11 protein-coding genes and 2 pseudogenes are annotated in these 9,856 nt (G+C 56.5%); 6 read left to right on the forward strand and 7 right to left on the reverse strand.

Annotation, left to right across the window (positions count from 1 at the left end; translation table 11 throughout):
• Together ACESMB_RS10065 and ACESMB_RS10070 are read right to left on the reverse strand one after the other, a co-directional pair.
• A pseudogene (locus tag ACESMB_RS10065) lies at positions 1–1,223 on the reverse strand (hypothetical protein); the annotation flags it as partial.
• A 7-nt stretch (positions 1,224–1,230) separates the two neighbouring features.
• Positions 1,231–1,845 (reverse strand): TetR/AcrR family transcriptional regulator, encoded by a 615-nt coding sequence (locus tag ACESMB_RS10070; RefSeq protein ID WP_372971453.1) that lies wholly within the window; start codon positions 1,843–1,845, stop codon positions 1,231–1,233.
• A gap of 123 nt (positions 1,846–1,968) precedes the next feature.
• On the opposite strand from ACESMB_RS10070, the gene ACESMB_RS10075 reads away from it, so the two are divergent.
• Complete coding sequence (locus tag ACESMB_RS10075) at positions 1,969–2,844, forward strand: alpha/beta fold hydrolase (protein WP_372971454.1); 876 nt, start codon at positions 1,969–1,971, stop codon at positions 2,842–2,844.
• Here the strand turns inward: ACESMB_RS10075 and ACESMB_RS10080 are convergent.
• From ACESMB_RS10080 to ACESMB_RS10090, 3 genes are all read right to left on the reverse strand, one after another.
• Positions 2,841–3,059 carry a zinc-ribbon domain-containing protein gene (locus ACESMB_RS10080; RefSeq protein WP_372926685.1) on the reverse strand — a complete coding sequence of 73 codons (219 nt, stop codon included), beginning with the start codon at positions 3,057–3,059 and terminating at the stop codon, positions 2,841–2,843. The two genes, ACESMB_RS10075 and ACESMB_RS10080, sit on opposite strands and share 4 nt — an antisense overlap.
• Positions 3,060–3,145: 86 nt before the next feature.
• Positions 3,146–3,295: a hypothetical protein gene (locus tag ACESMB_RS10085; RefSeq protein ID WP_372926684.1), complete on the reverse strand. Its 150-nt coding sequence runs from the start codon at positions 3,293–3,295 to the stop codon at positions 3,146–3,148.
• Positions 3,296–3,308: 13 nt separating this feature from the next.
• Complete coding sequence (locus ACESMB_RS10090) at positions 3,309–4,016, reverse strand: DUF3581 family protein (protein ID WP_372926683.1); 708 nt, start codon at positions 4,014–4,016, stop codon at positions 3,309–3,311.
• A 208-nt stretch (positions 4,017–4,224) separates the two neighbouring features.
• On the opposite strand from ACESMB_RS10090, the gene ACESMB_RS10095 reads away from it, so the two are divergent.
• The 4 genes from ACESMB_RS10095 to ACESMB_RS10110 all read left to right on the forward strand — a co-directional run bounded on the left by ACESMB_RS10095 (position 4,225) and on the right by ACESMB_RS10110 (position 7,977).
• A complete protein-coding gene (locus tag ACESMB_RS10095; protein WP_372926682.1) occupies positions 4,225–5,118 on the forward strand; it encodes an alpha/beta fold hydrolase in 894 nt (297 codons plus the stop codon).
• A 160-nt stretch (positions 5,119–5,278) separates the two neighbouring features.
• Complete coding sequence (locus tag ACESMB_RS10100; protein WP_372971455.1) at positions 5,279–6,064, forward strand: substrate-binding periplasmic protein; 786 nt, start codon at positions 5,279–5,281, stop codon at positions 6,062–6,064.
• Positions 6,065–6,174: 110 nt separating this feature from the next.
• Positions 6,175–6,897 (forward strand): MotA/TolQ/ExbB proton channel family protein, encoded by a 723-nt coding sequence (locus ACESMB_RS10105; RefSeq protein ID WP_372971456.1) that lies wholly within the window; start codon positions 6,175–6,177, stop codon positions 6,895–6,897.
• Between the two features lie 12 nt (positions 6,898–6,909).
• Entirely contained in the window at positions 6,910–7,977 is a 1,068-nt protein-coding gene (locus tag ACESMB_RS10110) for a peptidoglycan -binding protein (protein ID WP_372926679.1), read from the forward strand.
• Positions 7,978–7,982: 5 nt separating this feature from the next.
• Here the strand turns inward: ACESMB_RS10110 and ACESMB_RS10115 are convergent, their stop codons facing one another.
• On the reverse strand, positions 7,983–8,648 hold the full coding sequence (locus tag ACESMB_RS10115; RefSeq protein ID WP_372971457.1) for a hypothetical protein: 666 nt from the start codon (positions 8,646–8,648) through the stop codon (positions 7,983–7,985).
• A 239-nt stretch (positions 8,649–8,887) separates the two neighbouring features.
• Here ACESMB_RS10115 and ACESMB_RS10120 point away from each other — a divergent pair, with 239 nt between their 5' ends.
• Positions 8,888–9,676, forward strand: coding sequence for a TSUP family transporter (locus tag ACESMB_RS10120; RefSeq protein WP_372926677.1), 789 nt, complete (start codon positions 8,888–8,890; stop codon positions 9,674–9,676).
• On the opposite strand, the pseudogene ACESMB_RS10125 reads toward ACESMB_RS10120, so the two are convergent.
• Positions 9,673–9,856, reverse strand: a pseudogene (locus ACESMB_RS10125) (ZIP family metal transporter); the annotation flags it as partial. The gene ACESMB_RS10120 and the pseudogene ACESMB_RS10125 sit on opposite strands and share 4 nt — an antisense overlap.

Genomic DNA, 9,856 nt, shown 5'->3' on the forward strand with positions numbered 1-9,856 from the left:
GGGCAGACGTCGATGGTCATGTCCTCGAGGCTACGGTTGAAAGCGTAATCCTCAAGGCGCACCAGCCGCTTCAGGCGCTTGACGCCAAAACCGGTCTTGCCACTCATCCACATGGCCTTGAACTGCCTGATGTAGTCCGGGTCGTTGAGGATTTTCAGCCTGCCCTCGCGGTCCTCCAGTTCGGTTTCATTGAGGATGCGCAGCTCTTCAATCTCCTCCGAGAGCGGCGTTACTGCGCCATCGGACCATACCTTGAAAGGTGCCGCCAGGGCCTGAAGATGGAAGTCACCTTTCAGCAGCCGGGAATTGAGCACTCGGGCCAGCAAGCGTGCCAAACGCACGATCTTGCGGTTGCTGTGTACATCCAGCGCTGCCACAACGGTGGTTTTCAGTGGCTTGCCGTGGAAAAGACCGCAACTGAGCAGGAAGGTCTTGATGGTGCCAATGGTGCTGTCTTTTGGCGGTGTGGCCTGCCAGACACCACCTTTGCGGCGGACCACATCCGTCAGTCGCTTGATTTCCGGGTATTTGGCAAACTGGGTGGGTATGGTCTTACGAGTGTTGGGCTGGTTGGCCAGATAGTGGAACGGCAGGGCGTCGGTAGAGAAGCCTGCGTAGCCGTCGTCCAATGCCTGTTCCAGCAGGGATTCCATGGCTCGGAGTTCGTTTTCCGTGGGGTCACGGGAGATGCTGGCCTCAAACCCCATCACCTCGATGCGCAGCATGGAGTGGGGTACCAGGGTGACCAGGTTGGGGCCCAGGCTGAGTTTATTCAGGTGTTGGATGTATTCCTTCGGGTTTTGCCAGTTCACCCGGTCTGCCGTTGCCCGCAGCACGCCCTTGGGGATGTTTTCCACGCGGGCGTAGCAATCCACAATGGGGTCTGCCCCATCCTTGCGCTGGGCACCAAAGGCCAGACCCAGGCTGCAGTTGGCAATGACCACAGTGGTGGTGCCATGGCGCACGGATTCCGGCAGGCCGGGGGCGACTTCCAGTTCCAGGTCGTAGTGGGTGTGGATATCGAACAGTCCCGGCATGGCCCAGCGCTCGCTGCCATCGATGACTTTGCGAGCCTTTTGCGGGTCGAGACTGGTGCCCCGTGCGGCGATCTTTCCGTCGGCCACGGCTATGTCCTGGTAAGCCGGCAGTTTGCCGCTGCCATCGAACACTTTCGCGCCCTGGATAAGGTAGTCCCAGGTAGTATTGGTCGTTTCATCGCTCATGGCTGTTTCACCCATTGTTGTTCTGGTTTTCGAAGTAGGCCGCCAGTATCTGTGTGCCCCTTTCAATCAATTCGTCACGCTGGACATCCTGGTGCCCCTGGAAAACATGCCGGTGTACCATGCCCTCGGCCATGGAAAACAGGCAGAAGGCGGTGGTTTCCACATCATCCCTGACATAGCGCGCAACAAAGGCTCTCACCCGCTCCATCAGAACGGTCTCACCGTTATCCATCAGTTCGGCCAGGGCAGGATCCACCCGGCGGCGGTATTCCAGCACCTCGTGAAGGCCTGATTCCTGCTGATGGAAATCGTAGAGAAAGCCCAGCGCCTGGCGGAATACAACTCGAATGTCGGCGTTATTGTCGGGAGTGACACCAAGCCTGGCTTCCGGAACCTGCAGGTGCTGCTGCAGCTGGGCGAAACGCTGCCGGGTGATTTCCAGCAGCACATCCTGCTTGTTGTGGAAGTACTGGTAGAAGGTCCCGGTTGCAACACCGGCGCGATCAGCAATGGACTTTGCCGTGGTGGCTTCAAAGCCCTGGCTGGAAAACTCGTCAAACGCGGCCGCAAGCAAGGCATTGCGTTTGCGGATGGCTCGCTCCTGTCTGGGTGCTGGCTTCATGATTGGTCCCCGCTCGGAACCAGAATAATTAACAAAAATCAAACTTGACGTCAAGTTCAGGTTTTCGCATGATCTTCCCATAACAATATCAACAAGACGCCCGATGTGGCACCCGGAGACAACATGCGTCCAAGCGAGTGGCAGTCCAGGGGCAAGACCCTGACCATCAATGGTTTCAGGATATTCACGGTGGATGAGGGAGAATCGGACCAGGAAACCATTCTGTTGATCCACGGCTTTCCCACCGCAAGCTGGGACTGGCATAGAATCTGGCCGGCGCTGCGCCAGTCTTATCGTGTGGTTGCCATGGACATGCTGGGTTTCGGCTTTTCCGATAAGCCCGCATCACACCGATACTCCATTCATGAACAGGCGGACGTTGTAGAGGGTGTGGTCAGGCAGCTGGGGCTGGACCGCTTTCATGTGCTCGCCCATGATTACGGCGATACGGTAGCGCAGGAGTTGCTGGCGCGGCAGAATTCAGGTGAGAGCGCCGGCCGGTGGCAGTCGGTCTGTTTCCTGAACGGCGGCTTGTTCCCTGAAACCCACCGCGCTCTGCTGACCCAGAAACTTCTGCTCAGTCCACTGGGTGCACTGTTCAACAGGTTGTCGAGCAAGAGCCGCTTCGACAGCGCCATGGCCCGGGTATTCGGGCCGAATACCAAACCCGATGCACAGGCGCTCAACGATTTCTGGGCCCTGGTGACCTACAACAACGGCAAGCACATTTTCCACAACCTGATCACCTACATGAACGATCGCAAGCAATATCGGCAACGCTGGGTGGATGCGATTCGTGATGCTCGTGTACCGGTAGCACTGATCAACGGCTCCGCCGACCCGGTATCCGGCGCCCACATGGTGGCCCGCTTTCGTGAACTGGAACTGCCGATGGCCTGGTTTGGTGAACTGCCCGCTGTTGGCCACTATCCCCAGGTGGAGGCACCGGATGATGTGGCCGGTTCCTATCTTGCATTCCTGGACACGGTGTCGGGTTAGGGCTTTATCTCGGTGGTGTCCCCGGCCGGGTTGGCAGGGTCATCTCTGGAGATGACGGAGATTGCACCAATCACGATCACCAGAGCCGCAACCAGCACCGTGGCAGCCCCCAGGATCATCTTCAGCCTCGACGTCTGAAGGTTGCCGCACTCCGGGCATTTTTTGCTTCCCGGTGGGATGCTTGTTCCACAGTTGGAGCAAATGGTATTTGCCATAGTGGTTGTTCCTTCGGTTTCTCAATGTGCCTGAACCAAGGGTAAGCCCCGGAAGCCAAGGGGCACAAATACGTAGTCACCCGGATTCAGAGGGCAAATACAACCAGCAGTACAGTCACTGCAGAGAGAATGCCAATAATGACCACAAACTGTTTCCAGGGGAAAGCCGGTTTGGGCTGCACCTGCAGTTCGGTTTCCAGATAGTCACGAAGCAGTTTTGCATTCTGTGTTGCCATGCTGGCGTTTCCGTCAGTCCCAGGATTTGTTCTTGAGCCGGTAGAATTCTTCCACAACAGCGTCCATGGCATCGGCGTTGTAATCCCTCAGGCCACTGACCACCAGCTTCTTGGAGACCTCGCCGGCGACTTTGCCGTCCGAAAGCAACCGATAGTCCAGCGACACGTTGCCCCGCTTACCCTCAGGCTTGAGCTCGGCATTGTGCAGCTCCAGATCGGGGGAGGGCGCATCCAGGGTGTTCATGGTCAGGCTCATGCTCTGATACATGATCATCGGGCGGTCAGGGTTGAACATCACCCCCTCGCTTTCCATCAGCGGTTTAAGAGTGTGGGGAAAATTCTTGCCGGAGGCAGCAACGTAACAACGGATAAAATTCTCGATGACGGTGTCATCGTGGGTGGCCTCGCCGCTGCGTTCAACCTCGATGTAGACCTTGCCCTTTTCATCGTAGACACGGATCAGGCCGTCGCTATCCTCACGGAATTCAAGGGGAACATTCTCTCCAAGAAGGCTGCGGAAATGGAATGTCATGTTCCGGGACAGACCGAAGTGTGACACCAGCAAAGCGAACAGCAGATCCCCGGGAACGCAAAAGCGCCGGGCGTCGGGGTTGTGAATGGGGTTGAAATCCCCCGCCACTTCCTTGGCAAAGCGGCTGGCCTGGTTCGCGCTGATCAGCACGTGTCCTTCCTGGATTGAGTGGTAGCGTTCGAGAAACATGCGGTGCCTTTTCGTTTTCGCAAATATGGATGGTGACGATAGTGGCCTTAAAAGCCGCCTGCAGCAAGATGCAACGAAACCAATGTCTAAGGCAAACCTGAAATTAGTTCCCCACAGGGCGTAATCCTGGCCAGTGACAACGGATCGTTGCACATGATTGGCTACACTGTTCAATGCAATGACACAACCTGATTGGCGGAGCAGAAGAATGGATTTTGGTACTGAATTCGCAACGGGGCGCATTCGCACATCGGGTGCCGATATCCACTTCGTTCATGGGGGCAAGGGGCCACCACTGCTTCTGTTGCACGGCTATCCCCAGACCCACGTGATGTGGCACCGGGTGGCACCTGAACTGGCCCGGGATTTTCATGTGGTGTGTCCGGATCTCAGAGGGTACGGCGACAGCTCAAAGCCACCATCGGATGCCAGTCATAGCGCCTATGCCAAACGGGCAATGGCCATGGACATGGTGGAGTTGATGTCGCACCTGGGCCATCCACGGTTTGCCATGGCCGGGCATGACCGGGGTGCCCGGGTGGCCCATCGCATGGCGCTGGACCATCCGGAGCGGGTGTCCCGTGTCTGTGTGATGGATATTGTGCCCACGCTGCACATGTTCAGGCACACCGATCAGAATTTTGCCACGGGCTATTACCACTGGTTCTTCCTGATCCAGCCCCACGGTCTACCCGAACACATGATCGGCATGGATCCGGATTATTTCCTGAGGGAAAAACTCAATCGCTGGAGCGGACCGGATGCCAGTTTTGAACCGGACGCGGTGTCTGAGTACCTGCGTTGCTTCCGTGACCCGCGGGTGATTCATGCTTCCTGCGAAGATTATCGTGCCGCCGCCAGTATTGATCTGGAGCACGACGAGTACGATCGCACCTGTGGTAAAACGGTCCGGTGCCCTTTGCTGGTGCTTTGGGGTAGTAAAGGATTTGTAAATCGTACCTATGACGTCGAAACAGTCTGGCAAGACTATGCGGACACCGTTGAGGGCAGGGTACTGGATTGCGGTCATTTTCTGCCCGAGGAAGCACCGGTGGCCCTGCTGGTGGAACTGAGGCGTTGGCATGCATTTTCAGAACAATAAGTCCGCTACCGGCAGATACGTTTTGTCACTGAAATTTAGCACCAGAAACGTAATGATGGTCGTATTGGCATAAGCGACCAGAGCAATTAGCCTTAACTGCCAGAAGATTCTATCTGCATCTATATAAATAATGACGACCCATCGCTACGAGGATAAGAGAATGCCAGCCATATCAGGCTACGGAGTTCCAACCCCCCTGACATTCATCAGACGGGTGGCCTTTGGCCTCCTGTTTCTGTCACTGGCACCGGCAGCGGTTGCTGAGGACAAGCTGTATATCTTTACCGAGCACTATCCTCCTTATAACGCCTCCACCACAGGCCAGGGTTTTGCCCATAACGCTGACGACATCGCCGGTATCTGCACCGATATGGTCAAGCAGATGATGGAGCGGGTGGATTATGAGTACATCATGAAGATGAGGGACTGGAGCCGCGCCTACGACTGGGTTCAGGGCCGGGAGAATCACGCGCTTTTCTGCACAGCCCGGACTGACGAGCGGGAAGACCAGTTCCAGTGGGTAGGGCCGCTGGCACCCATCAAGTGGACACTGTTCGCTGCGCCGGATTCGGATATCGAGCTCGATAGCCTGGAAGATGCCAGGCAGTACAGGATTGCGGGCTACAAGGGTGACGTGATGTCGGACTACCTGGTGAACGAGGGTTTCGAGGTAATCAGGAACGTGTCAGGTGATCAGAACCCGCGCAGGTTAACGCTGGGCCAGGCCGACCTGTGGGTAACCGATGGTCTGGTGGGCCCGCTGGTGGCGGAAGAAGAGCATGGTATTACCGGCCTGAAGCCGGTTCTTGTGTTCCGTGAAACACCCATGTACCTGGCGGTGAGCACTGAAACCGACCCGGAAATAGTGGAGGACCTTCAGCAGGGGCTGGATGAAGCCCGTGAGAGCGGTGCGCTGGACGGGATTATCAGCCGGTATCAGCCCTGATCCCGGCCGGGTAACAAATACTTAATCGGACAGAATGGCCTTGTGTTCGCCAGTCACGCGGGGCTTGTGCTAGCTTTTAACGTGTTTCCCGATAAAAGCGGTGGCCGTTAATGAGCAATCCCAAGCATACCCTTTTCTGGATGACGCTGTTCCTGGCAGTGGTTTTAGTAGTTTGTGCCCTGATCTACAAGCCACTTCAGGCCGCGTTCATGGCCAACTGGGTGTTCAACCTGCTGATCGTCTGTGTGCTTCTGATCGGCATCGCCATTACCTATCGCCAGGTCTTCGTGTTGTTCCCGGAACTGCGATGGATCGCGCAGTTCCGTACTGGCAACGCAGGGCTTTCGGTCCTTCAGGAGCCGCGGCTGCTGAAGCCGCTGGCGCGCCAGCTTGACGATGATGCCAAGCGTGACCGGTTCTCCCTGTCCACCATGTCGTTGCGTACGGTACTTGATGCCATCCACAGCCGTATGGACGAGCAGCGAGAAATTACCCGTTATTTCATCAGTCTGCTGATTTTTCTCGGCCTGCTGGGTACATTCTGGGGTCTTCTCGGTACCATCAATTCGGTGGGTGAGGTGATTGTAAACCTGGATATGGGGCAGGAGGATTTCGGCGAGGTGTTTGCCGGGCTCCAGTCAGGGCTTCTGAAGCCGCTGGAAGGCATGGGAACAGCCTTCAGCTCGTCGTTGCTGGGCCTTGGTGGCTCACTCGTTCTGGGCTTTCTTGATATCCAGGCAGGGCACGCCCAGAACCGATTTTACGACGGCTTGGAAGAGTGGCTGACCGGCGTAACCAACCTGGTGGACCGGGTTGACGATGCACCTCAATAACAGGCGCACGCCATGATCGGCTCCAGACGTCGCACCCGCAGCAACATCAACGTATGGCCCGGCTACGTGGATGCCCTGTCGGCGTTGTTGATGCTGATCATCTTCATGCTGCTGATTTACGTGGTCAGCCAGCTGTATCTGTCGCAAACCCTTTCGGACCGTGACTCGGAACTGGCCAGGCTGAACAGTCAGCTGGAAGAGATTTCCCGGCTTCTGGGGCTGGAACAGAAGCAGACAGCTGCCCTGGAAGAGGAAATGGCAGCCGTGCAGAGCAGCTACAGTGAAAGCCTGGCCCTGAACGATTCGCTGAGTGCGGAACTGGAAGAAGAACGGGAGCAACGACTGGAACAGCAATACAATGCCGAGGCCCAGGCCCTCAGGGTTGAGGATCTGCAGCAGGCGGTCTCCAGCACAGAGGCGGAACTGGAAGACGAAGAGCAACTGACTGCCTCCCAGCGAGCGATTATTCAGCAGCTATCGAACCAGATTAACGCTCTGCAGGACCAGTTGAGCCGTATTACCGCCGCACTGCGGCTACAGGAGGATCTGACCGCAGAGAAAGAGGCGGAACTGGAAGAGGTCGGTAAACGGCTGAATACCCTGCTGGCTGAGAGGGTCAATGAACTGGAACGTTACCAGTCGGAGTTCTTCGGGCGGTTGCGGGACATTCTCCAGGATAACCAGAACATCCGGATTGTCGGGGACCGGTTCCTGTTGCCTTCGGAGTTGCTGTTTGCGTCCGGGTCAGCGAGCCTGGGCGAGGAAGGCCAGCAGGAACTGGATAAGCTGGCGGAGGTGTTGCTGGATGTGGTCTCTGCCATTCCGGACGATATCGAGTGGATTCTGCGTATCGATGGCCACACCGACCGTATTCCGATCAATACCGAGGAATTTCCCTCCAACTGGGAGCTGTCTACCGCAAGGGCGGTTGCAGTGGTGCGGTACCTTGCATCGGAAGGCGTGCCCCAGACCCGTATGGTAGCGGCCGGGTTTGGCGAATTCTTCCCGGTTGATAAGGGCAGTTCCGCCGAAGCACTTCAGCGCAACCGCCGCATCGAGATCAAGCTCACCGACCGGTAACAGCCTTAGCCTGTCCGCCCGAAGAAGCGCTCGAAAAAGCCTGCTTCCCTGACGTCCGGCACCGGGAGGTCGGCATTGCTTTCCAGGGCCTTGCGCCAGAAGCGCTCGGGATCATCCAGATGGGCCGCTTTCTTGCGTTCTTCTACGCTGTAGGAGTTGTGGTCGCCGCCAATACCTACTTCCATCAGTTCCTGGCACCAGAGAAACATGGCGCTACGGATGACCCGGAGTAGTTTGCAATAGCTTTCCCTGCTGATGGTGATTGCCAGTTCCGCGCTGAGATTGATCTGGGACTGCAGTGTGGTCATTTCCTCTTTGTCGAAAACAATGCGGTTACCGGTGCCTTTCTTGCAGCTGAGACAGATTTTCTCGAGGGATTTTATGCCCTCCGGCATATCCCGGTGTCCGAACTCCTTTTTCTGATGATCGTCGACCGGAGCGGGAATCCAGCCATACTGGGGAGACCGCGCAACAATGTGGCCGGGGACGTCACGTCGATAGGGTGGAAGCGCAGAAGGGTCGCCATAGCCGTCAAATTCTGTCCGCATCCAGGCAGCCATGGTTCGCTGACGGAGCATCATTGCCAGGGTGATCGCCGACGGCATGATTTCCTCAAGTAGCTCGCTGCCGTCCTGAAGCCGTTCGTCCAGGTGCTCAACCGCTGCTGACATCGTTATTCTCCCTTCAACACGGGCAGGTGCAGGATCTGCCTCCCCTGCCTGGTTATTGTTGTTTTCGTAAGCCCCTGGCGTCGGAACGCAGGGGCCTTTGATTAAAAATTAGGCGGTATCAGGCAGTTCTTCCGTTGTAAAAAAGTAGCCCCTTTGTTACTGGAAGTAATGGTGGGCTGGCAGGTATCCTCTTACACCTTTGCATTCACCCACTTACCTGCCGGAACCCGGGAATCACTATGTCTGAGCTGGCGTTGTACCAGTATGTCCTGATCGGTCTGATCTTCGTCTGGAGTGGATTTGTCCGTTCCGGGCTCGGGTTTGGCGGGGCGGTGTTGTCATTGCCGTTTCTGCTTCTGGTTGTGGATCAGCCGCTGGTTTTCCTGCCCATCATTGCCGTCCACCTGCTGGTATTTTCCTCACTCACCATCTGGATGAATAACCGCAAGTCGTCGAGAACCGATGACCAGGGGCGAATTTCCGGGGGTACTGTGGACTGGCAGTATCTCTGGCGAATTCTGGCGATCATGATCGTGCCAAAACTGATCGGTGTGTTCGGGCTTATCACCCTGCCATCCAACGTCATGAGCACAATCATTTTTGTGATTGTGTCGCTTTATTCTGTTTCCTACATTCTTAACCGGCCTTTCCGCAGCGGAAGCCGCGCGGTAGACACGGTTTTCCTGATGATTGGCGGGTATGTCAGTGGTACATCGCTGATAGGGGCTCCGCTGATCATCGCCGTAGCCGCCCAGCATCTGCCAAAGGAAAAATTGCGGGATACACTGTTTGCGCTCTGGTTCATTCTGGTGGTCATCAAAATGGCGGCCTTTATCTGGGTGGGAGTTGACCTGCAGTTGATCCATCACCTGTGGCTGCTGCCCTGTGCCGCGGTGGGCCACGTAATTGGCCTTTATGTTCATGATCGCATGCTGAAGGCCGAGACACCGGTGTTTTTCCGCGTGCTCGGCGTGGTGTTGCTGATTGTCAGCACGATCGGGATGGTGAAGGTGCTGTTTCCCGGCTAGCCCAGTGTGGCGTCCAGAAACATCATCACGACAAAACCGCCCAGCAGGGAGAAGGTTGCAAGGGTCTTGAAGCGGCCGCGATGGGTCTCGGGAATGATTTCATCGCTGATAATGAACAGCATCGCACCGGCTGCGAAACCCAGGGTCCAGGGCATGATGGGTTCGGCCAGCCACACCATG

Origin of the sequence: Marinobacter sp. (genome assembly GCF_041686475.1) — a bacterium.
Classification (GTDB): domain Bacteria; phylum Pseudomonadota; class Gammaproteobacteria; order Pseudomonadales; family Oleiphilaceae; genus Marinobacter.

Excerpts from the sequence above, each read along its gene's own strand:
- ACESMB_RS10070 (WP_372971453.1), bottom strand. The coding sequence starts at position 1,845 with ATGAAGCCAGCACCCAGACAGGAGCGAGCCATCCGCAAACGCAATGCC.
- ACESMB_RS10075 (WP_372971454.1), top strand. The coding sequence starts at position 1,969 with ATGCGTCCAAGCGAGTGGCAGTCCAGGGGCAAGACCCTGACCATCAAT.
- ACESMB_RS10080 (WP_372926685.1), bottom strand. The coding sequence starts at position 3,059 with ATGGCAAATACCATTTGCTCCAACTGTGGAACAAGCATCCCACCGGGA.
- ACESMB_RS10085 (WP_372926684.1), bottom strand. The coding sequence starts at position 3,295 with ATGGCAACACAGAATGCAAAACTGCTTCGTGACTATCTGGAAACCGAA.
- ACESMB_RS10090 (WP_372926683.1), bottom strand. The coding sequence starts at position 4,016 with ATGTTTCTCGAACGCTACCACTCAATCCAGGAAGGACACGTGCTGATC.
- ACESMB_RS10095 (WP_372926682.1), top strand. The coding sequence starts at position 4,225 with ATGGATTTTGGTACTGAATTCGCAACGGGGCGCATTCGCACATCGGGT.
- ACESMB_RS10100 (WP_372971455.1), top strand. The coding sequence starts at position 5,279 with ATGCCAGCCATATCAGGCTACGGAGTTCCAACCCCCCTGACATTCATC.
- ACESMB_RS10105 (WP_372971456.1), top strand. The coding sequence starts at position 6,175 with ATGAGCAATCCCAAGCATACCCTTTTCTGGATGACGCTGTTCCTGGCA.
- ACESMB_RS10110 (WP_372926679.1), top strand. The coding sequence starts at position 6,910 with ATGATCGGCTCCAGACGTCGCACCCGCAGCAACATCAACGTATGGCCC.
- ACESMB_RS10115 (WP_372971457.1), bottom strand. The coding sequence starts at position 8,648 with ATGTCAGCAGCGGTTGAGCACCTGGACGAACGGCTTCAGGACGGCAGC.
- ACESMB_RS10120 (WP_372926677.1), top strand. The coding sequence starts at position 8,888 with ATGTCTGAGCTGGCGTTGTACCAGTATGTCCTGATCGGTCTGATCTTC.